This is a genomic window from Microvirga sp. Mcv34, from assembly GCF_024519725.1.
Classification (GTDB): Bacteria; Pseudomonadota; Alphaproteobacteria; order Rhizobiales; family Beijerinckiaceae; genus Microvirga.
On sequence record NZ_JALJRK010000029.1, the window covers coordinates 22718 to 48954 of the forward strand.

Sequence of the window (26237 nt, forward strand, 5' to 3'; positions counted from 1 at the left end):
TCTCCCTGATTCCATCTTATTGAACTGAGGCGCTGGAACCTGCGACATATCTTGTATGGCAACATACAAATTTTGACAAGCGTGGTGCATCGGTGCACACTCGTCCTGCTATGGCGGCTTTCCACTGACGAAAGTTGCTGTAATAACAATTTCTTTTGACTTGGGAGATGCCGGCAAGGTAGTGAGACATACGACAAGTGGGCCTGCCGGATCGGGCACATCACCCGTGGGGCCGGCCAAAGCTCCGGACCCCGGTGCGGACTTGGCGGATCGCTTCCGAACCGATTGGAAGCAGCAACCAGGCATCTTTCATTCTCAACGCCTTGCAAGAGGCATCAACGGCTCCATGAACGAACGCTCCTTCCTCTCCGACCTGTCCCTCAACACCGTCGCCCGCAAGCGCAACCTCGTGAGCGATCTGGCGGAAGCGATCTCCCGCGAGATCGCCGAAGGACGGCTGCAGGCGGGCGATCGTTTACCGACCGAGGCCGAACTCGCGGCGGCCGCTGGCGTCAGCCGGACCGTGGTGCGCGAGGCCGTCGCGGCGCTGAAGGCCGCGAAGCTCGTCCAGACCCGACAAGGCGCCGGCGCCTTCGTGCTCCCGCCCCCGCCGAAATCGGATTTCTTCGCGTCCCTGAGCAACGGCGAGGTGGACGACATCCTGGCCATGCTGGAACTGCGTCTCGCCGTGGAAGTGGAGGCCGCGTCGCTGGCCGCCGTGCGCCGCACCGACGAGGAGATGGCGGCGCTCGACCGGGCCCTGGAGAACATCACCAAGGGCGAGGATTACGGCATCGCGGCGGATCTCGAATTCCACCGCATCCTGGCGGGCGCCACCAAGAACCCCTATTTCGCGCGCTTCCTGGACTTCCTCGGCGAGTTCGCCGTTCCCCGCCGCTCGGGCCAGACGGACCCGGTCGGCACGGACCAGCGCCAGCGCGATTATCTCAGCGTGATCGAGCGCGAGCACAGGGCGATCCGGGACGCCATCGCCATGGGCGACTCCAACCTCGCCGCCGCAATGATGCGCGCGCATCTGGCCAACAGCCGCAATCGCTATTCGGCCCGGATCCTGCAGGCATCCGACAAGCCTGCTCCCAAGGCCGTCAGGGTCCGCTCCGCCGCCAAGGCCTGAACAGACACGCCGGGCAAAAGGGACGGTTGCACTTGACAGCCGCCCCTAAAACGGCGACCACTTTTCAAAGTTGTATGACATATGGCTTTTGCGCCTCTAGGCGCGGGGAGTGAAACAGGAATGGCCAAGCGATCGCCCGAACAGTTGAGAAGCTACCGCTGGTTTGGCGTCACCGATCTGCGCTCCTTCGGGCATCGGTCCCGGACGCTTCAGATGGGCTATGCCCGGGAAGACTTCATGGGCAAGCCGGTGATTGCGATCATCAACACCTGGAGCGACATCAATCCCTGCCATTCCCATTTCCGTGCCCGCGTCGAGGACGTGAAGCGCGGCGTCTGGCAGGCGGGTGGGTTCCCCATCGAGCTGCCGGCCCTGTCGTTGTCGGAGAACTTCGTCAAGCCGACCACGATGCTCTATCGCAATCTTCTCGCGCTTGAGGTGGAGGAGCTCCTGCGCTCGCATCCGGTCGACGGGGCGGTGCTCATGGGCGGCTGCGACAAGACCACGCCCGCCACCGTCATGGGCGCGATCAGCATGAACCTGCCGATGATCTTCATGCCGGCCGGCCCCATGATCCGCGGCCACCATGCCGGCACGATCCTGGGCTCCGGATCCGACATCTGGAAGTATTGGGCCGAGAAGGAAGCCGGCACCATCACGGACCAGCAATGGAACGACATGGAGGCGGGCATCGCGCGCTCGCCCGGCACCTGCATGACCATGGGCACCGCCTCCACCATGACGTCCATCGTCGAGACGCTGGGCCTGAGCCTTCCCGGCGCCGCATCGATCCCGGCCGTCGACGCCGCCCATCCGCGCATGGCGAGCCTCACCGGCCGCAAGATCGTCGAGATGGTGTGGGACGACCTGAAGCCCAGCGACATCCTCACGCGGCGCTCGTTCGAGAACGCCCTGATGGTTCACAACGCGCTCGCCGGCTCGACCAATGCGATGATCCATCTCGTGGCGATGGCGGGCCGCGCCGGCATCGAGGTCTCACTGCAGGATTTCGACGACTTCGCCCAGAAGGTGCCAGTGATCGCCAATGTGCGTCCCTCGGGCCAGTGGCTGATGGAGGACTTCCATATCGCCGGCGGCATCAGGGGCCTTCTGTCCCGCCTCGCATCGATGCTGCATCTCGACGAGCGCACCGTGACCGGCACCCTGCGCGACGCCCTCGAAGGCGCGGCGGTCTACAACGACGACGTGATCCGCCCGCTCGACAAGCCGATCGCGGCCTCCGGCGGCACCGCCATCCTGCGCGGCAACCTGGCCCCGAAGGGCTGCGTGATCAAGCCGCCGGCGGCGGAGCCGCGCCTGCTGCAGCACACGGGGCCGGCCATCGTCTTCGACACCTACGACGAGATGACGAAGGCCGTGAACGACCTCGACCTCGACGTCACGCCCGATCACATCATGGTGCTGCGCAATGCCGGACCCATCGGCGGACCAGGCATGCCGGAATGGGGTATGCTGCCGATCCCGAAGAAGCTCCTGCGACAGGGCGTGCGCGACATGCTGCGCATTTCCGACGCACGCATGAGCGGCACCAGCTACGGCGCCTGCATCCTGCATGTCTCACCGGAAGCGCATATCGGCGGCCCGCTGGCCGCCGTCAGGACCGGCGATCTCATCACGGTCGACGTGCCGAACCGTTCGATCCACCTGCATGTGAGCGACGAGCAGATCAAGGATCGCCTGCGCACTTGGTCGCCGCCGCCGCGCGATTATCCGCGGGGCTACAACAAGCTCTTCGCCCAGCACATCCGCCAAGCGGACGAGGGCTGCGACTTCGACTTCCTCGAAGGATCCGGCGGCGTGCCGGAGCCCGAGATCCACTGATCCTCCCCCTGGCCGGCAGTGCCGCCTCATCGCGGCGCTGCCGGCATTTTTACGTCGGCTCATGAGCATCCAGAAATCCATCTTCGGCACCATCGACGGCGCGCCGGTCGAGGCCTTCGACATCGAGGCGGGCCAGGCCCGCGCCACGATCATCACCTATGCGGCCGCCTTGAGCCGACTGTTCGTTCCCGATGGCGACGGGCGGCAGGCCGACATCGTCCTCGGCTATGACGATCCCGCGTCCTACGTGCAGAATCGCGGCTCGGCGGGTGCGATCTGCGGCCGTTATGCCAACCGCATCGCCGATGCGCGCTTCACCCTCGACGGCGAGACCTATTCCCTCTCGCCGAACGAAGCGCCCAACCACATCCATGGCGGCTTTCGCGGCTTCAGCAAGAGGATCTGGACCGGCGAAGCCGACACGGCGAACAAGACCGTCCGATTGACATTGCAGCGGCCCGATGGCGACGAGGGCTATCCCGGCGCCGTCACCACGACGGTCACGTACAGACTGACGGACGATCCCGCTCTCGAGATCGTCATGGAAACGACGACGGATCGCCCGACTGTCGTGAACCTCGCCTATCACGGCTACTGGAATCTCGCCGGTCACGATTCCGGACATGTCCGCGATCAGCATCTCCTGATCGAGGCCGATCATTACACGCCCGTCGGGCCCGGAAAGATCCCGACCGGCGAGCTGGCACCCGTCGCCGGCACCGCATTCGACTTCCGGGCGTCACGACCCATCGGCGCGATGATCGACGACACAACCCAGCTCCCGGAAGCGGGCTACGACCACAATTTCTGTCTCAACGAGAACGGCCAGCCTTTGCGCCGTGCGGCGCGGGCGGTGGATCCCGTCTCACGTCGCGGACTGGAGATCTGGACCAACCAGCCGGGCGTTCAGTTCTACACGGCCAATCATTTCGGCAAGGTTCCGGCCGTCGGCAAGGGCGGCGCCGTCTATGACCGACATGCCGGCTTCGCCCTTGAGACGCAGAACTTTCCCAATGCGCCGAACATCCCGCATTTCCCCTCCGCCGTGCTGCGCCCCGGCGAAACATACCTGCATGTGATGCGCATTCCGTTCCTTGTCGTGTAGCCGATCAGATGCCGGAGGCGAGATAGCCTCCGTCCACGTTGAGCACGGCACCCGTGACGAATCCCGATGCGGACGAGGCCAGATAGATCGCAGCGCCCACGAGCTCGTCGAGCTGCCCGAAGCGGCCTGCGGGCGTTCTCAGGAGCGCATTCTCCTTGCGCTTCGGGCTCATCTTGGACTGGTTCAGCTCCGTCATGAAGAAGCCGGGTGAAATGGCGTTGACGCGAACGCCGCGCTCAGCCCATTCGGCTGCGAGCGTCTTCGTCAGCCCGACGACGCCGTGCTTGCTTGCGGCATAGACGGAGGCGAGCGGCCAACCACGATGGGCGGAGAGGGACGCAATCGTGATGATCGCACCCGACCCGCGATCCAGCATCGCCCTGCCGAAGCGCGTGCAGGTGAAGAACACGCTGCGGAGATTCGTCTGCATGATCTCGTCGTATTCCGCCGGCGTGAAGGCTTCCGCGGGCTTGAGGATCGTCGTGCCCTGACAGGCGACCAGGATATCGACGGGACCCAGATCAGCCAGAACCGATGCGACGAGCCGGTCGATCTCCTCCGGGCGCGCAGCATCGACCACGTAGCCTCGCGCGGACGGATCCTTCTCCTGCAGGCGCTGCGTCGCCGCCATCACCTTCTCGGATGTTCGGGCGGCGATCGCCACGCGGGCGCCGCTGTCCTGGAAACCGTGCGCGATCGCATTGCCGATTCCGCTCGATCCACCCACGACGAGAGCCGTCCTGCCCTGCAGCGAGAACGGCGATCCTGCGATGGCATTCTGATAATCAACCAAGCTTCTTCTCCCCTGCGCATGGCTGGCGCGCTGATCTGTCGAGACGAGCCATGCGATTGTCGGCCCTGCGCTGGTGATCGAGGAGGTACAGGACCGATCCGATCACCACGAGGGCTCCGGCGAGGACATGCAGCTTCGGCTCGTCGCCGAACACGAACAGCCCGACCGGAATGGCCCAGATGAGTTTTGTGTATTGCATGGGCGCGACGCTCGACGCCGGCGCCTGGCGAAGCGACTCGATCATCAGGAACTGCGCCGACACCATGACGAGGCCGGCGACGCTCACCAGCCCGGCATCGCTCCACTCGGGAACGTGGCTCAAGGACAAGCCGGGAAGGCTCGCGGTCAGCTGACCGGCCATCACGGCCGCGACCATGATGGCGCGGTTTTCCTGCGACCCGATGGTGCGCATGATCAGGATCACCCCGGCCCCGACGAAAACGTTGAGGAAGGCCGCGAGGTGCCCGAGCGATAAGGCCGCATGGCCTGGCTGCACCATGATCAGGATGCCGGAGAAGCCGACGAGGATCGCGGCCCACCGCGCCGGTCCCGTGCGCTCGCCGAGGAGCCACGCGGCCGCGACCGTGACGACCAGCGGCGACCCGAACGTGATGGCATAGACATCGGCCAGCGGCAGGAGCGAGAAGGCATAGAAGCCTGAAACCGTTCCCACGCCTGCGAGGAAGCCGCGCCCGATCAGCATCTTCGGATTGCGGATCGCCGAGAGCCGGTAGGCCTTGTCGCGCCAGATGACGAAGCCCACCACGAGGCAGGCGACGCCGGCCTGCATGGCGATGATCTGGAAGATGGGATAGTGCAGGGAGAGGAGCTTCACCAGGGTGTCGCTGGTCGCGAAAAGCCCGTTTGCGGCAATCGCAAAAAGGACACCTGTCAATCGGTTCACGGGCGGATCCCACCTGGCTGATGAAGGCTTTCAGCCCCCATCTATTTGCCTGTCATCATACATTCTTTCGTGTGAGTCGGAATGCCCGCAGCGCATGGGTGGGAAGCGCTGGCGGTGGGCGAGACAAGAGAAGGCAGCGGACGCTAGTTCGAACTCACGTCCAATGCTTCATCTGTTTGGTTCGACGCATCGTCTCGCGCAAAACCGAGGCCCACTTTTGCGTTCGATGCTCTCGGCTGCATTTTGAACACAGTCTGGGAGGGTAAATGGCACCCGCCCGATGGGGTGATGCGGGTATTCGCTTTCAGCGCAGTTGCAGCCGCTTAATCCTTTGAACGCGGCGGCCATAGCCCTTTTTGCGCATCGACCTGCTCGACTTGGACGAGGCGGCCTTTGCGATCAAAGGACAAAACGTTTCCAGACGGTTCAGTATTGTCGACGGCTAGAGCACCCCAGACGACAAGTTTTTCACCTCGGCATTCGAGCGGCCGCTCGGTTGCATAATCGATTTCTCTGACAACCTTGCCGGTTGAAGCCAAAAAGAGAATGCGGTTGACACCTCTCGGTGTCATGGCGCCCGGGACGAGCTCGCGAAGATCGAGAACCGCGATGGATTCTCCTGCGATCTTCAAGGAACAGACATAACTGAGATGGGATACCAACCTGTCCGGATGGACGATGCGCTGGCGCTGGAGCAGAGCGAGAATCCGGGAGCGGCCTTGCTCCAAAGAGGAAGAAAGAGGCTCGGCCATTGCCGAACTTCCCAGGATGGAGAGAAGCAAGCCAAATGGGACGCAAAATTGTTTCCAGCGGACGGCAAACCCTCCGCTGGAAAACACCATCATAGGACTCTTACGCTGCAATCGACGTCTGCGGCGCTGCCGAGCGGACGTCGGAATCCACATGGCTCTCGAAGCGCTTGAAGTTCTCGTTGAACATGTCGATCAGGCGCTTGGCGGTCTCGGCGAACTCCGCTTTGTTCTGCCAGGTCTTCACCGGATACAGGATGTGCGGCTCGACGCCGGGCACCGAGGTCGGCACCGCGAAGCCGAAATACGGGTCGCGGCGGAAATCGGCGCGGGAGAGTGAGCCATCGAGCGCCGCGGTCAGCAGGCGGCGGGTGACGCGGATCGGCATGCGCCGGCCCACACCGTACTTGCCGCCCGTCCAGCCCGTGTTGACGAGCCAGCAATCCACCGAGTGCTTGGCGATGAGATCGCGCAGCAGGTTGCCGTATTCGGACGGATGACGCGGCATGAAGGGCGCGCCGAAGCAGGTGGAGAAGGTGGCCTCCGGATCCTTCACGCCCTTTTCCGTACCGGCGACCTTCGCCGTGTAGCCGGAGAGGAAGTGGTACATGGCCTCGGCCGGAGTCAGCTTCGCGATGGGAGGCAGCACGCCGAAGGCATCGCAGGTGAGCATCACGATGTTCTTCGGAATGCCCGCGCGGCCCGTGGCGCTCGCATTAGGAATGAAGTCGAGCGGATAGGCGCAGCGCGTGTTCTCCGTCTTGGAGGCATCGTCGAAATCGGGAACGCGCGTGATCGGATCGATGGTCACGTTCTCCAGCACCGTGCCGAAGCGCTCGGTAGTGGCGAAGATCTCGGGCTCCGCCTCGCGGGAGAGGCGGATGGTCTTGGCGTAGCAGCCGCCCTCGAAGTTGAACACGCCGTTCGGAGCCCAGCCATGTTCGTCGTCGCCGAGCAGGATGCGGTTTGGATCGTTGGAGAGCGTGGTCTTGCCGGTGCCGGAGAGACCGAAGAACACGGCCACGTCGCCCTCCTTGCCCACATTGGCGGAGCAATGCATGGGCATGATCTTCTGGGCGGGCAGCACGTAGTTGAGATAGGTGAAGACCGACTTCTTCATCTCGCCCGCATAGGACGTGCCGCCGATGAGCACGATCTTGCGCTTGAAGTCGCAGGCGATGACCGTCTCGGTGCGGCAGCCGTGGCGGGCCGGGTCGGCCTTGAAGGACGGCAGGTCGATGATGGTCAGGCCGGGCACGTAATCGGTGAGCTCGCCCCGGTCGGGACGGATCAGCAGGTTGCGGATGAAGAGCGAGTGCCAGGCATATTCCGTGAAGACACGCGCCTTGACCCGGTAGGCCGGATCGGCGCCGCCGAAGAGATCCTGCGCGAACAGCTCCTTGCCCTCGGCATGGGCCAGGAAGTCGGCCAGCAGGGTGTCGAAATGGCCAGGCGTGATGGCGCCGTTGTTGTCCCACCAGACGGTGTTTTCCGTGGTTTCGTCGCGCACCACGAACTTATCCTTGGGCGAACGGCCCGTATGCACGCCGGTGTCGGCCAGAAGCGCACCGCCCTGCACGAGCTTGGTCTCGCCCCGGGTCAGGGACTGCTCGTAGAGGGCAGGCGCCTCGAGGTTCCAGTAGACCCGTTTGAGATTGCGGAGGCCGGAGGCCTCAGCGCCCTGTGCGCTGTTGAAGACGCCGATATTTTCCACGGAAGACTTCTCCTGATTGGCGGTCGCCGCGCGGCCGGATCAGCCGCCGTCCGATGACCGTCACATGGGGTAGGCCAAACAATTCGGGCAAGACTTTGCCGTCTCGCTTGAACATGGAACCTTCTTTAGGTCAGCTGACGGTGCCGTCAACTCAGGTCGTTTCATCGCATTCTATTTTTCCGAGAACCAGACCTTTGCCAGCTCTAATCCCTCGAATTTCAAGGTATTTTCCGCATTCTTTCGTATGATTGACCGGATATTTCAGCCCGAAATCCGATATATGCCGCAACGGAAAGCGCAGGAGCGCATCCCGTCCGGGCCACCAGGGGGCCGTTCATCGGAGGTTGAACGGGCGCCCGTTAGACACCACTATCAGGACCGCCCCTGGCCACAGCCGAGGGAAACCATATTTACGCCACGAGAAAGGCGCAGTTGGGGACGTTTTAGGGCCTCCTGCGTTGTCAGACGATACGAAAATCTGACATAGTTGTGCCAAACTAAGGAAGAGTTCATGCCAACGATCGCCCTTGTCGATGACGATCGCAACATCCTGACCTCTGTTTCCATCGCCCTCGAAGCGGAGGGCTATCGCATTCAGACCTATACGGACGGGGCTTCGGCTCTGGACGGCCTCAAGCATGCTCCTCCGGATCTGGCGATCTTCGACATCAAGATGCCCCGCATGGACGGCATGGAGCTCCTGCGCCGCCTGCGGCAGAAGTCGGACCTGCCGGTGATCTTCCTGACCTCCAAGGACGAGGAGATCGACGAGCTGTTCGGCCTCAAGATGGGCGCCGACGACTTCATCCGGAAGCCGTTTTCCCAGCGCCTTCTTGTCGAGCGCGTGAAGGCCGTCCTGCGGCGGTTCGCGCCCAAGGACCAGACCGCCCCCAAGGAGGCCGATCCGAAGGCCCTGGAGCGCGGCCAGCTCAAGATGGACCCGGAGCGTCATGCCTGCACCTGGAAGGGCGAGCCGGTGACCCTCACCGTCACGGAATTCCTGATCCTGCAGGCCCTCGCCACGCGCCCCGGGGTGGTGAAAAGCCGCAACGCCCTGATGGACGCGGCCTATGACGACCAGGTCTATGTGGACGACCGCACCATCGACAGTCACATCAAGCGCCTGCGCAAGAAGTTCAAGTCGGTTGACCAGAGTTTCGAAATGATCGAGACCCTCTACGGCGTGGGCTACCGCTTCAAGGAAGCCTGACGCTTTGGTAGCGCGAGCACCCTGGCAGGCAACCCGGAACGGCGGCCATGGTCCGGGACGCAGATACCGGATCGGGCTTGAACGAGTGGCATGAAGGCAGACCCTATCCACGCCGAGGCGGCATTCGACGATCCGCCGGCCCCTCAGGGCATCCTGGCGCGGCTGAAGAATTTCGGCCGCATGATCATCCAGCGCGGCTCGTCGAGCCTGACGCGCCGGATCGTCGTGCTCAACTTGGCCGGCCTCGTGGCCCTGCTCGTCGGCTTCCTCTACCTCAACCAGTTCCGCGAAGGCCTCATCGAGGCCCGGGTGCAGAGCCTTCTGACCCAGGGCGAGATCATAGCGGGCGCTATCGCGAGCTCCGCTACGGTCGAGACCAACACCATCACGATCGACCCGGACCAGCTCCTGCAGATGCAGGCGGGGGAGACCGAGCGGTTCAACGACGAATCCTTCTCGTCGCTCGAGTTCTCCATCAATCCGGAACGCGTCGCCCCCCTGCTGCGCCGGCTGGTGACGCCGACCAAGACCCGCGCCCGCATCTTCGACCGGGAAGGCACCCTGCTGCTCGATTCCAGGTCGTTCTATTCCCGCGGCGACATCCTGCGCATGGAGCTGCCGCCGGTCGCCAATGTCGAGGATACGACGAGCTTCATCGAACGCACCTGGAACAGCATCCGCAAGATGTTCCGTCGCACCAGGCGTCCGGTGCAGGAGGAGGTCGGACCGGCCAACGGCAAGTCCCTGCCGGAGGTGCAGCAGGCCTTCGCCGGCCAGCAATCGAGCGTGGTGCGCATCAATAACCGCGGCGAGACCATCGTGTCGGTGGCCGTGCCGGTCCAGCGCTTCCGCACGGTCCAGGGCGCGCTCCTGCTCTCGACCCAGGAAGGCGACATCGACGCGATCATCGCGTCCGAGCGCTTCGCCCTGCTCCAGGTCTTCCTGGTGGCGGCCGTGGTCATGATCGTCCTGTCGCTCTTTCTCGCCGGCGCCATCGCGGGCCCGGTGCGGCGGCTGGCCGAGGCGGCGGAACGGGTGCGTTGGGGCACGAAGTCCCGGCAGGAAATTCCCGATTTCACCAAGCGATCCGACGAGATCGGCCACCTGTCGGGCGCCCTGCGCGACATGACCCGGGCGCTGTACAACCGCATCGACGCCATCGAGAGCTTCGCTGCGGACGTGGCCCACGAGCTGAAGAACCCGCTGACCTCCCTGCGCAGCGCCGTCGAAACCCTGCCGCTTGCCCGCAGCGACGAGTCCCGGGAGCGCCTCCTGTCGATCATCCAGCACGACGTGAAGCGCCTCGACCGGCTGATCAGCGACATTTCCGACGCGTCGCGGCTCGACGCGGAACTCGCCCGCGCCGACGCGGAGCCGGTGGACATGGTGCAACTGCTCGACGCGGTGGTGTCGGTTGCCAACGAGCGCCGCCAGGACAACGATCCGCTCATCACGCTCAGCATCGAACGGCAGGCCAAGGGCCGGGACGCCTTCCTGGTCCTCGGCCATGACAGCCGCCTGGGCCAGGTCTTCAACAACCTGATCGACAACGCCCGCTCCTTCTCGCCGCCCGACGAGACGGTCAGCGTCTCCATGCGCCGCCGCAAGAACCAGGTGGAGATCCTGGTGGAGGACAGCGGCCCCGGCATCGAGCCGGACGCCCTCGACCGAATCTTCGAGCGCTTCTACACGGACCGGCCCGAGCAGGGCTTCGGCCAGAATTCCGGCCTCGGCCTGTCCATCTCGCGCCAGATCATCGAGGCCCATCGCGGCACGATCCGGGCCGAGAACCGGCTCAGCCCTCCGGATGAGGACGGCGAGCCCGACCGCCTCGGCGCCCGCTTCGTCATCCGCCTGCCCGTCGAAGGGGCGAAGGCCAAGAAGGAGCAGGAGAAGAAGGACAGGGCCCGGCGCGACACCGGGAAGAAATCCCCTTGAGCGAGGGCGAGACGATCCATGCCGGCTGCGTGCTCGTCGGCGAGGCGGGGCTCCTGATCCGGGGCGCGTCGGGATCGGGCAAGTCGACGCTGGCCCGCGAGGTGGTGTCGCTCGCTCTCCGAGCGGGCCGCTTCGGGCGGCTGGTCAGCGACGACCGCACCCGCCTCGAAGCGCATCACGGCCGCCTGCTCGCCCGGCCGGTGGAGCCCCTCGGCGGGAGCATCGAGGTGTTCGGCCTCGGCATCGTCCGCCAGCCTTTCGAAAAGGCCGCCGTGGTGCGCCTGGTGGCCGACCTCTCCGACGGCCCCGCCCGCTATCCCGAGGAGGGAGACAGGCAGGTCGAGCTCTGCGGCGTCATGATCCCTCGCATCCGGATGCAGGCCGGTGCAATCTCGGCGGATGTCGCCCTGGCCTGCCTGAGTGGTGTTTGCGACACGGTCGTGACACTGTGATGAACTTTTCCTCTCATTGCTCTTGCGCTTGGCTTCGCAGTGCACAAAATAGCGGCTCCGCTCTCGGAGCGTTCGGACTTGTAACATTATGATTGGAATGGTGCTCGTCACCCACGGGCAGCTCGCGACGGAATTCAAAGCGGCGCTCGAGCATGTCGTGGGTCCTCAAGAGCAGCTTGAAACGATCACGATCGGCCCCGACGACGACATGGAGACTCGGCGCAAGGACATCATGGCCGCCGTCTGCCGGGTCAATACGGGCCAAGGGGTCGTGGTCCTGACGGATATGTTCGGCGGCACGCCCTCGAACCTGGCCCTGTCCTGCATGAACGGCTCCGTCGAGGTGGTGGCCGGCATCAATCTGCCCATGCTCATCAAGCTGGCCTCCGTCCGCGACGAGGAAACCCTGTCCGACGCCGTCTCCCACGCCCAGGAGGCGGGGCGCAAATACATCAATATCGCCTCGCGCGTTCTCTCCGGAAAGTGAGCGTCATGCACAGTCTCAGCGATGAGAATTGCCCTCCGGCTCCTGTGCCGGACGGAGCCGAGGTCCGGGAGCTTCCCATCATCAACCGCCGGGGCCTGCACGCCCGCGCCTCGGCCAAGTTCGTCCAGACCGTCGAGCGGTTCAATTCCGACGTGACGGTGACCCGCTGCGGCGAGACCGTGGGCGGGCGCTCCATCATGGGCCTTCTGACCCTCGCGGCCGCCCAGGGCACCTCCATCACGGTCACGGCCAAGGGCGAGGATGCTCAGGCCTGCCTCCAGGCCATCGACGACCTTCTCGCCAACAGGTTCGGCGAGGACGAATAGGCCCCCTGCTCGGGACCGGGATAGGACGATCCTGGCAGGACCTCCCACTCCGGATAACATATAAAGACATCTTTATATCTTGATTGCCTCTCCCGGCGAGCTCTGATAGAGACAGCGCCAATTCAACCGAACAGGTGCAGAGAGAGGCCATCATGGCGCAGGATTACATCGTCAAAGACATCAGCCTTGCGGATTTCGGCCGCAAGGAGATCTCCATCGCCGAGACCGAGATGCCGGGCCTCATGGCCGTCCGGGCCGAGTACGGTCCGAAGCAGCCCCTGAAGGGCGCCCGCATCGCCGGCTCGCTCCATATGACGATCCAGACCGCGGTGCTGATCGAGACCCTCAAGGCTCTCGGCGCCGACATCCGCTGGGTATCCTGCAACATCTACTCCACCCAGGACCATGCGGCCGCCGCCATCGCGGCCGCCGGCATCCCGGTCTTCGCCTATAAGGGCGAGACCCTGAAGGAATACTGGGACTACACCGCCAAGCTGTTCGACTGGCACGACGGCGGCATGCCGAACATGATCCTCGACGACGGCGGCGACGCCACCATGCTGGTCCATCTCGGCCTGCGTGCCGAGAACGGCGACACCGCGTTCCTCGACAAGCCGGGCTCCGAGGAAGAGGAAGTGTTCTTCGCGCTGATCAAGCGCTTGCTCTCCGAGAAGCCGAAGGGCTGGTTCGCCGGCCTCGCCGCCTCGATCAAGGGCGTGTCGGAAGAGACCACCACGGGCGTCCACCGCCTCTACATCATGGAGAAGGAGGGCAAGCTCCTCTTCCCGGCGATCAACGTCAACGACTCGGTCACCAAGTCGAAGTTCGACAACCTCTACGGCTGCCGCGAGTCGCTGGTCGACGGCATCCGCCGCGGCACGGACGTGATGATGGCCGGCAAGGTCGCCATGGTGGCGGGCTTCGGCGACGTGGGCAAGGGCTCGGCCGCCTCCCTCCGCCAGGCCGGCTGCCGCGTGCTCGTGTCGGAGGTCGATCCGATCTGCGCCCTCCAGGCCGCCATGGAAGGCTATGAGGTCACGACCATGGAGGACGCGGCTCCCCGCGCCGACATCTTCGTCACCGCCACAGGCAACAAGGACGTGATCACCATCGAGCACATGCGGGCGATGAAGGACCGCGCCATCGTGTGCAACATCGGCCACTTCGACAACGAGATCCAGGTCGCGTCCCTCAAGAACCTGAAGTGGAACAACGTGAAGCCGCAGGTGGACGAGATCGAGTTCCCCGATGGGCACCGCATCATCCTGCTGTCGGAAGGCCGCCTGGTGAACCTGGGCAACGCCATGGGCCACCCGTCCTTCGTGATGTCGGCCTCCTTCACCAACCAGACCCTGGCCCAGATCGAGCTCTACACCCAGCAGGGCAAGTACGAGCGCAAGGTCTACACCCTGCCCAAGCACCTGGACGAGAAGGTCGCCTCGCTGCACCTCGAAAAGATCGGCGTGAAGCTCACCAAGCTGCGCCCCGACCAGGCCTCCTATATCGGCGTGTCCGAGCAGGGTCCGTTCAAGCCGGATCACTACCGCTACTGATCGGTCGCTCCTCGCGAATGAACGAAAGCCCGGCTTTTGCCGGGCTTTTTTCTTGCCTCACGTGCGGACGTCCATGACGAGGCGGGAAACCATCGAATCGTCCAAACTGTCGCACCGGCATGTGTGTGTCACAAATGCAATATGGTTCGAGGAATTGCACACAGGTTCTCCAAAGGAAGTTTAAGCCGGTGTTAACCCTCTTCCTGGCGGAGTCGGGGGTAGTCTAGAGTGAACACGAATCGACCGGCTGTGCTGTGGCTTCGAACCTGCGCCGGCAGTTCCGTTCATGCGTAGACGGTTGACCCCTGCAGCGCCGCAAGGCGCGGTCGGGATCGATCCAACTTGGCCTTTGTTTTCTGGCCGCCAACAAGGAAGGGCAGCACGGCATGGCCGGGCAATGGGAGCGTCATAGCGGCAACAGCGATGGGACAGGCTCCCTCGCCGGTTCGACCCGCATCCCCCTGTCCCTGATGCTCCTGACCGGCACCTCCCAGGCGGCCCTCGCCAACGACCTGCTGCGCCCGATCACGGACGGAGCGACGGACCTTCTCGGTTTCCTGAACAGTTTCGACCTGCACAACGCGGTCTATTTCGGCCTGTTCATGGGCCTCGTGGCCGTCTCGACCACCAGCGCCCTGCTGTTGATGCACGAGCGCAAGCGTGCCGCCCGGATGGAGCGGCGCCTGCGCAACGAGCTCGACGCCCTGCGGGGCTCGGATGATCTCGCGACCCTCCTCATGGGCTCGGAACGCCAGCTCCTCGTGAGCTGGCACGGGCGGGAGGGCGAACCGCGCTTCCAGGGCGACCCCACCATCGTGGGCGAGAATGCCTCGGCCCAGCGCGCGCTGGCCTTCGGCACCTGGCTCGCCCCGGCGGACGCCACCGCGGTGGAGAGCGCCCTCGAACAGCTTAAAGAGCGCGGCCAGGCGTTCCGCATGACTGGGCGCTGCACCGCGGGCCGCCGCTTCGTCGACGTGGAGGGCCGCACCATCGGCGGACGGGCGCTCCTGCGCCTGCGGGACGTGACCGGCGACCGGGCCGAGCTCATGAAGGTTCAGGGCCAGCTCTCGGTGGCGCGCAGCGACCTGCGCTCCATGACGATGCTGCTCGACGACGTGGCCTATCCGCTCTGGATCCGCGATACGGACGACAAGCTGCTCTGGGCGAACCAGGCCTATCTGCGCTCCGTCGAGGCCAAGGACCTCGACGACGCCATCGCCCGTTCCCTCGAACTCCTCGGCACGGCCACCCGGGACGAGGCGCGGCGGCAGCGCCGGTCGGGCGCCACCTATTCGGGCCGGGTCACGGCCGTCGTCGCGGGCCATCGCGCGGTGCTCGACGTGATCGAGCGCCCCACCGCCGGCGGCAGCGCGGGCATTGCCGTGGACGTGTCCGAACTCGAAGCGGTGCGCACCAACCTGCAGCGCCAGATGGACGCCCATGTGCGCACCCTGGACCAGCTGCCGACGGCGGTCGCGATCTTCGACGGGTCGCAGACCCTCATCTTCAGCAACGCCGCCTATCAGCGTCTCTGGGGCCTGGACGGCGCCTTCCTCGCCTCCCGCCCCACGGACAGCGAGGTGCTCGACAAGCTGCGCGCCGGTCGCAAGATTCCCGAGCAGGCGGATTTCCGCGCCTGGAAGACCGAGTTCCTGCAGGGCTATCACTCGGTCGAGCAGCAGGAAACCTGGTGGCATCTGCCCGACCGGCGCACCTTGCGCGTGGTCATCAACCCCAATCCGCAGGGCGGCGTCACCTACCTGTTCGACGACGTGAGCGAGCGCTTCGAGCTCGCCTCGCAGGTGCATTCGTTGACCCGCGTGCAGTCCGAGACCCTGGACACCCTGAAGGAAGGCGTCGCCGTGTTCGGCTCCGACGGGCGCCTCAAGCTGCACAACCGCGCCTTCGCCGACATGTGGAACCTGTCGCCCGAGATGACGGCCGAAAACCCGCATATCGACACGATCATCAGGGCCTGCCGTCTGCTGTCGCCGCGCGACGAGCCATGGATCGACATTCGCGGCGCGGTGGCGGGCCTTGCCGACATGCGCATGGGGCTCACCTGCCGCATCGAACGCCTCGACGGCACGGCGCTCGACTGCGCGGCCCAACCCCTGCCCGACGGCGCGACGCTCCTGAGCTTCACGGACGTCACCGCGAGCGTGAACGTGGAGCGCGCGCTCACCGAGCGCAACGACGCGCTGGAACGGGCCTCGCGCCTGCGCGACGAATTCGTGCACCACGTGTCCTACGAGCTGCGCTCGCCGCTCACCAACATCATCGGCTTCACGCAATTGCTCGGCGACGAGACGGTAGGCGCCCTCAATCCGCGCCAGCGCGATTACGCCGACCACATCATGCGGTCCTCGGCGTCGCTGCTCGCGATCCTCAACGACATTCTCGATCTCGCTTCCATCGACACCGGCTCGCTGGAATTGACGCCCGAGATCGTCGACATCCGCTCCACCATCGAGGCCGCCATGCGCGGGCTCGAGGACCGGCTGGCGGAATCCTCCCTCAACCTGGTCATCGACACGCCGGACGACATCGGCACCTTCGTGGCCGACGGCAAGCGCGTTCGCCAGATTCTGTTCAACCTGCTCTCCAACGCGGTCGGCTTCTCGTCGCCCGGCCAGACGATCCAGGTGTCGGCGCGCAAGCGCGGCGGCGAGGTGATCTTCGACGTGAAGGACCAGGGGCGCGGCATTCCGGCCGAGATCAAGGCGCGCATCTTCGAGCGGTTCGAAAGCCACACGCTGGGAACGCGCCATCGCGGCGTGGGCCTGGGGCTGTCCATCGTGCGCTCCTTCGTGGAACTGCATGGCGGGCGCATCGAGGTCTCGTCTACGCCAGGCCTCGGCACCACGGTCACGTGCATCTTCCCCAATGACCGGCACGAGGCGCCGTCCGATGGCCGATCCGCGCAATCTGCGCTAACTCCAATCGCAGCCGAGTAGGAACAGCGATGGTGAATGGACTGGCCCTCATGCCCGAGCAGGATCTTTTGCAAGCCGCCTGGATCGTGACGCTTCCCGACCACGCGTCGACGGAGCGCTTCGCCCGGATCCTGGCCGAAGAGCTGAAACCGGGAGACCTCGTCACCTTGTCGGGCGGCCTCGGCGCCGGCAAGACGACCCTCGCCCGCGCCCTGGTGCGGACCCTGGCGGGCGATCCGGAGCTCGAGGTCCCGAGCCCCACCTTCACCCTGATGCAGGTCTATGACGGCCAGCAGCCCCCCATCGTCCATGCGGATTTCTACCGCCTCTCCGGCGGCTACGAACTCGCGGAGCTGGGCTGGGACGAGATGACGGAGAACGCCATCGCGCTCGTCGAATGGCCGGAACGGGCCGACGGCGCGCTGAACCCCGAGCATCTCGACATCCGCCTCGACTTCGCCCCCGGCAGCCAGGGACGCGGCCGCCTCGCGATGCTCACCGGAACCGGCGCTTTCGCATCCCGGCTCCAGCGCATGAAGGCCTATCGCAGCCTCGTCGAGCGCTGCGGCTGGGGCGATGCGAAGCGCCAGCCCATGCCGAGCGACGCCTCCGTGATCCGCTCCTACGAGCGCCTGGTGAAGCCCGACGGCTCGACCGCGCTGCTGATGATCTCGCCCCCGCGTCCGGTCGGGCCCGCCGTGCGGCGCGGCAAGCCCTACACGACCATCGCGAAGCTGGCCGAGACGGTGCATGCCTTCGTGGCCATGGACAAGGGCCTGCGCGCCCTCGGCTTCAGCGCGCCCTACATCTACGGCGAGGATCTCGATGCGGGCCTCCTCCTCATCGAGGATCTCGGCTCCGAGCCCTTCACCGACGCCAGGGGCCCGATCCCGGAGCGCTATGCGGAGGCGACCCGGGTCCTGGCGCAGCTCCACGGCCAAACCCTGCCGCAGGTGCTTCCCGTGGCGGACGGCATCGACCATCCGATCCCGCCCTACGACCTCGAAGCGCTGCTCATCGAGGTGGAGCTTCTGCTCGACTGGTACGTGCCCCACATCATCGGCACGCAGCCCTCAGGGTCGGCGCGGGCGGAGTTCGTCAATCTCTGGACCGAGACCCTGGGCGAGGTTCTCGCCGCCCCGGCCACCTGGACCCTGCGCGACTATCACTCCCCCAACCTGATCTGGCTGCCCCGCCGCGAGGGCCTGCAGCGGGTCGGCATGATCGACTTCCAGGACGCGGTTCTGGGCTCGCCCGCCTACGACGTCGCGTCGCTCCTGCAGGATGCGCGCGTGACCGTGCCGCCCGAGCTCGAACTGAAGCTCATAGGCCTCTATGCCCGCGACCGGAAAGCCGTCGACCCCGATTTCGACGTGTCGGCCTTCGCCCGCGCCTATGCGATCATGGCGGGCCAGCGTGCAACCAAGATCCTCGGCATCTTCGCCCGCCTCGACCGGCGCGACGGCAAGCCGCATTACCTCAAGCATCTGCCGCGGATCGAAGCCTATCTCATCCGCAACCTCGCTCATCCGGCCCTGGGCAAGCTCAAGGGCTGGTATGAAAATTATCTGCCGAGGCTCATCCCGCCGGCGGATGAAGTCCCTCCCGAATCCTGAGCCAGCCCCTTGTCCCAGACCTCACCGCGCGCGCCGCACAAAGCCATCGTTCTCGCCGCAGGCCTGGGCAAGCGCATGCTGCCGATCACGGCCACCCTGCCGAAGCCCCTCGTGAAGGTGGCGGGACAAAGTCTCATCGACTTCGCCCTCGACCGGCTGCACGAGGCGGGCATCGACACGGTGGTGGTGAACGTGCACCACTTCGCCGACATGCTCGAAGCGCATGTGTGCACGCGTGCGTTCCCGCGCATCATCATCTCCGATGAGCGCGGCGAGCTCCTGGAAACCGGCGGCGGCGTGAAGAAGGCCCTGCCCCTTCTCGGCGACGAGCCCTTCATCACGTTCAATTCCGATTCGCTCTGGATCGAGGGCAAAGAGCCGAATCTGAAGCGTCTCGTGGCGGCCTGGGAGCCGGACAGGATGGACATTCTCATGCTCGTGGCGCCGTTATCCACAAGCATCGGTTTCGAAGGCCGGGGCGATTTTCACATGGACGAGAGCGGCCGCCTGCGCCGCCGCGGAACGGACCCGAGCGCTCCTTTCGCCTATGCGGGCGTCGCCATCGTGAAGCCGGAACTCGTGCACGGAACGCCCGACGGAGCGTTCTCGGCCAACGCCTTCTACGATCGCGCCATCGCGAAGGAGCGCCTCTACGGCTTGTGCATGGAGGGGCAATGGCTGCATGTTGGGGAGCCTCAGGCGATTACCGAGGCCGAACGATGCCTCGCCGCCAGCAAGCGATGAGGTTTTCGAGTGCCGAGCATGACCGGGAAAAGTGGGGATCGGTTTTCCGACGCGGTCAGGCTTGATTCGAGGATTGCGCCGCGCGTCTTTTCGATCCCGCCGGGCTGCGCCTTCCTGCCGGCGCTGGTGGACGCATTGTTCGACGGGGATCTCGTCGGCCCCCTGCCGGACGATCCGGCGGCTTTGTCCGACATCACGATCTATGTTCCCAACCGCCGCGCCACCCGGGCGCTGATCGCGCTGCTCGCCGAGCGCGGCGCCGGGCGGGCGCAGCTCCTGCCGCGGATCGTCCCCCTGGGTGAAACCGACGAGGCCGAGTTCGAGCTGACGGGCCTCGAAGGCACGCCGCTCCAGGAGGCCGCGAGCCTCAAGCCCCCGATTCCGCCCCTGGAGCGCCGTCTCATCCTCACACGCCTCGTGCAGCGCTGGTCGGCGGAAGTGGACCGCGCGCTGCTGCAGCTCGGCCCCGAGGTGCCCTTCATGGTGCCGGCCTCGCCGGCCGACGCTGTGAACCTCGCGGGCGATCTCGAAACCCTGATGGATGCCTTCACGACGGAAGGCATCGACTGGCATGCCCTCGAACTGGCGGTGGATTCCGACTACTCGACCTATTTCGAGATCACGCGCCATTTCGTGCAGATCGCGAGCGAGAACTGGCCCCGAATCCTGGCCGAGCGCCAGGCGAGCGACCCAGCGCAGCGGCGCAACGCGCTCCTCGACGCGGAGGCCCGTCGCCTGACCCGCGAGCGGCCCGCGCATCCGATCATTGTCGCAGGCTCGACCGGTTCGGTGCCGGCGACCGCGAACCTCATGGGCGTGATCGCGCGCCTGCCCAAGGGCGCGGTCGTGCTGCCGGGGCTCGACACGGTTCTCGACGAGGAGAGCTGGTCCACCATCGGGGGTGTCGGCGACGACGAGACCGATCCGGTGCACGGGCACCCGCAGGCGTCGCTCCGCCGCCTCCTGGACAAGCATCTGCGCGTCCCGCGCGCCGCCGTCACCGTTCTCGGCGCGGTGCCGGACGCCGCGCAGGCCCGCAACCACCTGCTCTCCGAGATCCTACGCCCAGCCGACACCACGGACCGCTGGTCGCTGATCGCGCCCGAGGATCGCGCCTCCATGAGCGCGCGCGGCTGCGAGGGCCTCGCCATCATCGAGGCCATGGACGAGCGCGAGGAAGCGCTCGCCATTGCCATTGCGCTGCGCGAAACCATGGCGCATCCGCACAAGACCGCAGCCCTCGTCACGCCGGACCGCGCGCTCGCCACGCGCGTGACGGCGGAGCTCGCCCGCTGGGGCCTGAGCGTCGAGGATTCCGCCGGCATTCCGTTGTCCGACACGCCCGCCGGACGCCTCGCGCGCATGGCCGCGGAAGCGGCCGCCGACGATTTGCGGCCCGTGCGCCTTCTGGCCCTGCTCGCGCACCCGATGGTGCGGCTCGGCCTGCCTCGCGAAACGGTCGAGCACGCGGCGAGCGTGCTCGAAATCGGCGTGTTGCGCGGGCCCGCTCCCGCGCTCGGCATCGAGGGCATGCGCGCCGCGCTCGCCAGCCGCCGCGCCGGGAACGATCATCGCACGCCGCGCCCGCGCAAGCGCCTGACGGAGGCCGATTGGGACCTCGCCGACGATCTGCTGCAGCGACTCGGCGTCGCCTTCGAGACCTTCACGCCGTCCGTGCACGGCGAAGGGCGTCTCGACCTCATGTCCCTCGTGGAGCATCACCGCCGCGCTGTCGAGCTGCTCTGGACCGGTCCGGACGACGCATCTGAAGAGCAGGACGACGATTCCTCGAGGGAAGCGCTCGCGGCTTTGTTCGACGATCTCGAACATTCCGACATCCGCGCAGAGGAAGGCCATCCGCTCGCGGGCCGCTTCGTCGATTACCCGACCTTCTTCACGGCACTCGCCAATCAGCGCTCGTTGAGCCCTTCGCCACGCGCCACGCACCGGCGCCTGAAGATCCTCGGCCTGCTCGAAGCGCGCCTTCTCTCCGTCGACCGGGTGGTGCTCGGCGGTTTGGACGAGGGCTCCTGGCCGCCGCGCACGGTGACGGACGCGTTCCTCAACCGGCCCATGCGCTCGCGCGTCGGCCTGATGCCGCCGGAGCGGCGCATCGGCCAGACGGCGCACGATTTCGTGCAGGCGCTCGGCACGCACGACGTGGTGATCACCCGCGCGCACAAGCGCGACGGCTCGCCCATGGTTCCCTCGCGTTTCCTCCAGCGCCTGAAGGCCTTTACCGGCAAGGACGTGTGGGAGCGCATGACGAACGCCGGCGAATATTACCGCCGTCTCGCGCGCACTCTCGACACGCCGGAGCCCGCGCCGTCGCTGCCGCGCCCGCGTCCGAAGCCCGATCCGGCCCTGTTCCCGCGCTCCTTGAGCGTCACGGAGATCGAGACGCTGGTGCGAGACCCCTATTCGATCTTCGCGCGCCACATCCTCAAGCTCGATGCGCTCGATGCGATTGCCGTGACGCCGAGCGCCGCGGATCGCGGCACGATCATCCACGACGTGCTGGGCACGTTCGCCGAGCGATACCCGAAGGCGATGCCGGCTCATGCGCAGGAGATCCTGCTCGCTCTCGGCACCGACGCCTTCGCGGACATCGCCGAGGCCTATCCCGAACTCTATGCGGAATGGTGGCCGCGCTTCACCAGGCTCGCCACCGAATTCGTCGTGTGGGAGCAGAACCGCCGCCCCGATCTCGTCGAGATCTATGCGGAACGCTCGGGCCGCCTGTCGATCCCGCTGCCGGACGGCACGATCTTCAACTTGCGCGCCCGCGCCGACCGCATCGAGCATCGCCGCGACGGCCGCTTCGCGATCATCGATTTCAAAACGGGACAGCCGCCCGGCGTGCGCGAGGTCTATGCCGGCTTCTCGCCGCAGCTGACGCTGGAAGCCATGATGCTGATGAAGGGCGCCTTCAAGGGGCTGCCCATGGCGAAGGACACGCCGGACCTGATCTACATCCACACCACCGGCGGCCGCGAGCCGATCACGCCGCGCGAGATCAAGCCCGGACGCGACGAGGAGCGTTCGGTGCCGGAGATCGTCGAGGAGCATCGCCGCCGCTTCGAGGGCATGATCGTGCGCTATGCCAAGGGCGAAGCGGCTTACGTCTCGCGGCCGTTCCCGAAATATGCGCGCCGCTTCTCGGAATACGACCATCTGGCGCGCGTGAAGGAATGGTCGCTGGCGAGCGCCGGCGGGGTTGAGGGGTCCGAATGAGCACCGATCTCGTCATCCCGGAATACACGAAGGACGCGCAGCGCCGCGCCGCCAATCCGCGCGCCTCCGCCTGGGTGTCGGCCAATGCGGGCGCGGGCAAGACCAAGGTGCTCACCGATCGCGTCGTGCGCCTTCTGCTCGCGGGTTCGCTGCCGGGCCGCATTCTCTGCCTCACCTTCACCAAGGCGGCCGCCGCCAACATGGCGATCCGCGTGTTCGAGCGCCTCGGCCGATGGGTCACGCTCGACGAGGAAAGCCTCGTCAAGGAGCTGACGGAGCTCGAAGGCGAGAGGCCGACGCGCCAGCAGGTGAAGCTCGCGCGCACGCTCTTCGCCCGGGCGGTGGAAACGCCCGGCGGCCTGAAGATCGACACCATCCATGCCTTCTGCGAGCGGCTTCTGCATCTCGTGCCGTTCGAGGCCAATGTGCCGGCGCGCTTCGCCGTGCTCGACGAGAGCCAGACCGACGAGATGCTCTCTCAGGCCACCGCCAATGTGATGGCCGATGCGGCGAGCGGCAGCTTCCCGGCGCTGGCCGAAGCGCTCGACATCATCAGCGTGGACGCGGTGGGCGACGCGCTCGCCAGCGCGATCAACGCGGCCTTGAAGTGCAAGGCTTTCCTGCACGATGCGTCAGGCCCCGCGCGGCTGCGCCGGGAGCTGGGGCTCGGCGCGGACGAGACGCTCGAGAGCGTGGAGACCGCCATGCTTGAAGGCGGCATCGGGCCGGACGAGTGGCCCGCCATCGCGCAGGAGCTCCTCGCCGGCAAAGCGACCGACCAGAAGCGCGCGGCCTCCTTCATCGCGGCCGCCGAGGCGAAGGAAACAGCCGACAAACTCGAGAACTATCTCTCGATCTTCCTCACCGAGGCCGGCACCCCGCGCAAGGGTTCGGCCTTCCTGACCAAGGATGTCGGCGAGAGCCTGAAGGACCGGCTGCTGCGCGAGCAGGAGCGGGTGTGTTCTCTCATCGACAAGCGCAAGGCCGCCCGCGCGGCCGAGCGCACCGGCGCGCTGTTCACGCTCGCGGCCGAGATCCATGCCCGCGTCGAGCAAGCGAAGATGCGCCTCGGCGCGCTCGACTTCCAGGACCTCATCGACAAGACGCTGGCGCTGCTCTCGCGCGGCGACACGGCCTGGGTGCTCTACAAGCTCGATCGCGGCATCGACCACGTGCTGATCGACGAGGCGCAGGACACGAACCCGGAGCAATGGGAAATCCTGCGCCGGATCACCGAGGATTTCACGTCGGGCGCAGGTGCTGCGGCCTCACGCGTGCGCACGCTCTTTGCCGTGGGTGATCCCAAGCAGTCGATCTATGGCTTTCAAGGAGCCGCCCCGCAGGAATTCGAAACGACGCGCCGGAGCTGGTCGCAGAAGGTGAAAAACGCCGAGCTTCACTTCGAGGATGTGTCGCTCACCATGTCGTTCCGCTCGGGCCGGGCCGTGCTGTCGGCCGTGGACGCCACCTTCGCGGTCGCGGCGAATTTCAAGGGCCTGTCCTTCGAGGACAAGGCGGTCGGCACCGTGCATGAGAGCGCGCGCCCCCATGCGCCCGGCCTCGTGGAGATGTGGCCGCTGGAAATGCCCGCCAAGGAGGAGGAGCCCGAGGCCTGGGTGCTGCCCATCGACGAGCCGGAACAGCATTCGCCCCCCGTGGTCGTCGCGCGCCGCATCGCCCAGGCGGTGAAGTGCTGGACCACCAAGGGCGACGAGATGGGCCGCGTGTGGTCCGCCGGCGACGTGCTCGTGCTGGTGCGAAAGCGCGGCGCGGCGTTCGAGGCGGTGATCCGCGCCCTTAAGGAAGCGGGCGTGCCGGTAGCCGGCGCGGACCGGCTCAACATCGGCGAGCACATCGCCGTGCTGGACCTCGTGGCCGCAGGCCGCGCGGCGCTTCTGCCGGACGACGATCTCACGCTCGCGACTGCGCTGAAATCTCCCCTCGTCGGCCTGACCGACGACGACCTCATCCGCATCGCGGCCGACCGGGCGGACGAGGAATCCCTGCACGCCGCGATGACGCGCCACGCGGAAGCGGGCGACGCGAAGGCGAGGCGCGGCTGCGAGGCGCTGAGCGCCTGGCGCGAGCTGGCCCGCGTCCACGGTCCCTTCGGCTTCTTCGCCACCCTGCTCGGACCGCGCGGCGGACGCTCGCTGCTCGTGGCGCGGCTGGGCAGCGAGGCGGGCGACGCCATCGACGCCTTCCTGTGCTTCGCCCATCAATCGGAGATGACCGAGACGCCCTCCCTCACGGTCTTCCTCAGCCGGTTCGAATCCGCCTCGCACACGATCAAGCGCGACCTCGATTCCGTGAACAACGAAGTGCGCGTGATGACCGTGCACGGCGCGAAGGGTCTGGAAGCCCCCATCGTGGTGCTCATCGACGGCTGCGAGGTGCTCGGCCGCGATCCGCCGCTGCTGCAGCTGCAGACCGCGACCGGCGGGAAGATCCCGGTCTGGGCGCCCGGCAAGACTTCCGATTCGAGCGTGATGGAGCAGGCGCGCGAGCTCCTGCACGCCAAGGGCTACGAGGAGCACAACCGCCTGCTCTACGTCGCCATGACCCGTGCCAAGGACCGGCTGGTGATCGCCCCCTACCGGACGAACGGCAACGAAACCAAGCAGGAAGCCTGGTGCGAGATGATCCGTCACGGGCTCGTCGCCAAGGCCGGTGGCCTGGAGCTCGACAAGGCTCCCTATGGCGAGATCGCCGTCTGGCGCGAAGGCTCGCCCCTGGCCCGCACGCTGGTGGCCGAATCCGACGTGGCGCCGCTCGATCCCATCGCGGTCCCGGACTGGCTGACCACGGCGGCCATGCCGGAGCCCGAGCCCCTGCCCCCGATCCGCCCCTCCAGCGCCCTCGGCGCCGCCGACCGGATGACACGGCCCGGCGACGGCCCTTACGCGCCCGAGGCCCGCCTGCGCGGCACCCTGGTCCATGCCCTGCTGGAACGCCTGCCCGCGCTCGCGCCGGAGCACCGGGAGAGCATGGCGCGCGCCTACGTCAAGGCCCGCGCCCCGCGTCTTCCCCAGGACCTGCGCGAGTCGATCCTGACCAACGCCCTCGGGGTTCTCGACCACCCGGACCTGAAGCCCCTCTTCGGCCAGGGCACCCGGGCGGAAGCGCCCATCGCCGGGCGGGTGCTGACGGGCCAGGGCGAGATCCTGGTGTCCGGCCAGATCGACCGGCTGGCCGTGCTCGACACGGACGTGCTGGTGGCCGATTTCAAGACCACCGCGCGGGCGCCGAAGCCGGGCCAGCCGCCGCCGCGCTCCTATGTGGCGCAGCTCGCCCTCTACCGGATGCTCCTCGCCGAGATCTATCCGGAGAAGCGCATCCGCACCTTCCTGATCTGGACTTCCGGGCCCGTGATCCACGAGCTCCTGGAACCCGAGCTGGAATCCGCACTTACCCTCATCAAAGCGGCGTGAGGAACGGGCCCGTTGCTTGATTCCCTCAAGCCGGGTTCTTACCTTGGCCCTATAGCCGAGCGGCTCGG

Annotated in this window: 18 protein-coding genes; 14 read left to right on the forward strand and 4 right to left on the reverse strand. The window is 66.2% G+C overall.

What is annotated here, in order from left to right; all coding sequences use genetic code 11:
* Window positions 1-346: 346 nt before the first annotated feature.
* The 3 genes from OC446_RS16215 (at window position 347) to OC446_RS16225 (ending at window position 4082) form a co-directional block, all read left to right on the forward strand.
* Complete coding sequence (locus OC446_RS16215; RefSeq protein ID WP_262030055.1) at window positions 347-1135, forward strand: FadR/GntR family transcriptional regulator; 789 nt, start codon at window positions 347-349, stop codon at window positions 1133-1135.
* Between the two features lie 120 nt (window positions 1136-1255).
* Window positions 1256-2977, forward strand: a complete 1722-nt coding sequence (gene araD / locus OC446_RS16220; RefSeq protein ID WP_262030056.1) for an L-arabinonate dehydratase — start codon at window positions 1256-1258, stop codon at window positions 2975-2977.
* A 61-nt stretch (window positions 2978-3038) separates the two neighbouring features.
* Window positions 3039-4082 (forward strand): aldose epimerase family protein, encoded by a 1044-nt coding sequence (locus tag OC446_RS16225; RefSeq protein WP_262030057.1) that lies wholly within the window; start codon window positions 3039-3041, stop codon window positions 4080-4082.
* A gap of 4 nt (window positions 4083-4086) precedes the next feature.
* On the opposite strand, the gene OC446_RS16230 is transcribed toward OC446_RS16225, so the two are convergent.
* From OC446_RS16230 to OC446_RS16245, 4 genes are all read right to left on the reverse strand, one after another.
* Window positions 4087-4875, reverse strand: coding sequence for an SDR family NAD(P)-dependent oxidoreductase (locus OC446_RS16230; RefSeq protein WP_262030058.1), 789 nt, complete (start codon window positions 4873-4875; stop codon window positions 4087-4089).
* On the reverse strand, window positions 4868-5779 hold the full coding sequence (locus OC446_RS16235) for a DMT family transporter (protein WP_262030059.1): 912 nt from the start codon (window positions 5777-5779) through the stop codon (window positions 4868-4870). The genes OC446_RS16230 and OC446_RS16235 overlap by 8 nt, the downstream gene beginning before the upstream one ends.
* Before the next feature lie 323 nt (window positions 5780-6102).
* The gene (locus OC446_RS16240) at window positions 6103-6624 is read right to left on the reverse strand and encodes a hypothetical protein (RefSeq protein ID WP_262030060.1); all 522 of its coding nucleotides are present in this window, start codon (window positions 6622-6624) and stop codon (window positions 6103-6105) included.
* Window positions 6625-6631: 7 nt separating this feature from the next.
* Window positions 6632-8242: a phosphoenolpyruvate carboxykinase gene (locus tag OC446_RS16245; protein ID WP_262030061.1), complete on the reverse strand. Its 1611-nt coding sequence runs from the start codon at window positions 8240-8242 to the stop codon at window positions 6632-6634.
* Between the two features lie 511 nt (window positions 8243-8753).
* Here OC446_RS16245 and OC446_RS16250 point away from each other — a divergent pair.
* The 11 genes from OC446_RS16250 to addA all read left to right on the forward strand — a co-directional run bounded on the left by OC446_RS16250 (window position 8754) and on the right by addA (window position 26169).
* On the forward strand, window positions 8754-9452 hold the full coding sequence (locus OC446_RS16250; RefSeq protein ID WP_099509738.1) for a response regulator transcription factor: 699 nt from the start codon (window positions 8754-8756) through the stop codon (window positions 9450-9452).
* Between the two features lie 90 nt (window positions 9453-9542).
* Window positions 9543-11390, forward strand: coding sequence for a sensor histidine kinase (locus OC446_RS16255; RefSeq protein WP_315986517.1), 1848 nt, complete (start codon window positions 9543-9545; stop codon window positions 11388-11390).
* Window positions 11387-11842: an HPr kinase/phosphorylase gene (locus OC446_RS16260; protein ID WP_262030062.1), complete on the forward strand. Its 456-nt coding sequence runs from the start codon at window positions 11387-11389 to the stop codon at window positions 11840-11842. Before OC446_RS16255 ends, OC446_RS16260 begins: the two co-directional genes overlap by 4 nt.
* Before the next feature lie 88 nt (window positions 11843-11930).
* Window positions 11931-12329, forward strand: a complete 399-nt coding sequence (locus tag OC446_RS16265) for a PTS sugar transporter subunit IIA (RefSeq protein ID WP_262030063.1) — start codon at window positions 11931-11933, stop codon at window positions 12327-12329.
* Between the two features lie 5 nt (window positions 12330-12334).
* Window positions 12335-12655, forward strand: a complete 321-nt coding sequence (locus tag OC446_RS16270; protein ID WP_262030064.1) for an HPr family phosphocarrier protein — start codon at window positions 12335-12337, stop codon at window positions 12653-12655.
* 152 nt (window positions 12656-12807) lie between these two features.
* Window positions 12808-14208 (forward strand): adenosylhomocysteinase, encoded by a 1401-nt coding sequence (gene ahcY / locus OC446_RS16275; protein WP_262030065.1) that lies wholly within the window; start codon window positions 12808-12810, stop codon window positions 14206-14208.
* Window positions 14209-14594: 386 nt separating this feature from the next.
* Window positions 14595-17165 (forward strand): ATP-binding protein, encoded by a 2571-nt coding sequence (locus OC446_RS16280; RefSeq protein WP_262030066.1) that lies wholly within the window; start codon window positions 14595-14597, stop codon window positions 17163-17165.
* A gap of 8 nt (window positions 17166-17173) precedes the next feature.
* Window positions 17174-18760, forward strand: a complete 1587-nt coding sequence (gene tsaE / locus OC446_RS16285; RefSeq protein ID WP_262030067.1) for a tRNA (adenosine(37)-N6)-threonylcarbamoyltransferase complex ATPase subunit type 1 TsaE — start codon at window positions 17174-17176, stop codon at window positions 18758-18760.
* A 9-nt stretch (window positions 18761-18769) separates the two neighbouring features.
* Window positions 18770-19504, forward strand: coding sequence for a nucleotidyltransferase family protein (locus OC446_RS16290; RefSeq protein ID WP_262030068.1), 735 nt, complete (start codon window positions 18770-18772; stop codon window positions 19502-19504).
* A gap of 18 nt (window positions 19505-19522) precedes the next feature.
* Window positions 19523-22738 carry a double-strand break repair protein AddB gene (gene addB / locus OC446_RS16295; protein WP_262030069.1) on the forward strand — a complete coding sequence of 1072 codons (3216 nt, stop codon included), beginning with the start codon at window positions 19523-19525 and terminating at the stop codon, window positions 22736-22738.
* On the forward strand, window positions 22735-26169 hold the full coding sequence (gene addA / locus OC446_RS16300; RefSeq protein ID WP_262030070.1) for a double-strand break repair helicase AddA: 3435 nt from the start codon (window positions 22735-22737) through the stop codon (window positions 26167-26169). The genes addB and addA overlap by 4 nt, the downstream gene beginning before the upstream one ends.
* Window positions 26170-26237 lie beyond the last annotated feature (68 nt).

Excerpts from the sequence above, each read along its gene's own strand:
- addB (WP_262030069.1), top strand. The coding sequence starts at position 19,523 with ATGACCGGGAAAAGTGGGGATCGGTTTTCCGACGCGGTCAGGCTTGAT.
- OC446_RS16265 (WP_262030063.1), top strand. The coding sequence starts at position 11,931 with ATGATTGGAATGGTGCTCGTCACCCACGGGCAGCTCGCGACGGAATTC.
- OC446_RS16225 (WP_262030057.1), top strand. The coding sequence starts at position 3,039 with ATGAGCATCCAGAAATCCATCTTCGGCACCATCGACGGCGCGCCGGTC.
- OC446_RS16270 (WP_262030064.1), top strand. The coding sequence starts at position 12,335 with ATGCACAGTCTCAGCGATGAGAATTGCCCTCCGGCTCCTGTGCCGGAC.
- OC446_RS16240 (WP_262030060.1), bottom strand. The coding sequence starts at position 6,624 with ATGATGGTGTTTTCCAGCGGAGGGTTTGCCGTCCGCTGGAAACAATTT.
- OC446_RS16250 (WP_099509738.1), top strand. The coding sequence starts at position 8,754 with ATGCCAACGATCGCCCTTGTCGATGACGATCGCAACATCCTGACCTCT.
- ahcY (WP_262030065.1), top strand. The coding sequence starts at position 12,808 with ATGGCGCAGGATTACATCGTCAAAGACATCAGCCTTGCGGATTTCGGC.
- OC446_RS16215 (WP_262030055.1), top strand. The coding sequence starts at position 347 with ATGAACGAACGCTCCTTCCTCTCCGACCTGTCCCTCAACACCGTCGCC.
- araD (WP_262030056.1), top strand. The coding sequence starts at position 1,256 with ATGGCCAAGCGATCGCCCGAACAGTTGAGAAGCTACCGCTGGTTTGGC.
- OC446_RS16280 (WP_262030066.1), top strand. The coding sequence starts at position 14,595 with ATGGCCGGGCAATGGGAGCGTCATAGCGGCAACAGCGATGGGACAGGC.
- tsaE (WP_262030067.1), top strand. The coding sequence starts at position 17,174 with ATGGTGAATGGACTGGCCCTCATGCCCGAGCAGGATCTTTTGCAAGCC.
- addA (WP_262030070.1), top strand. The coding sequence starts at position 22,735 with ATGAGCACCGATCTCGTCATCCCGGAATACACGAAGGACGCGCAGCGC.
- OC446_RS16255 (WP_315986517.1), top strand. The coding sequence starts at position 9,543 with ATGAAGGCAGACCCTATCCACGCCGAGGCGGCATTCGACGATCCGCCG.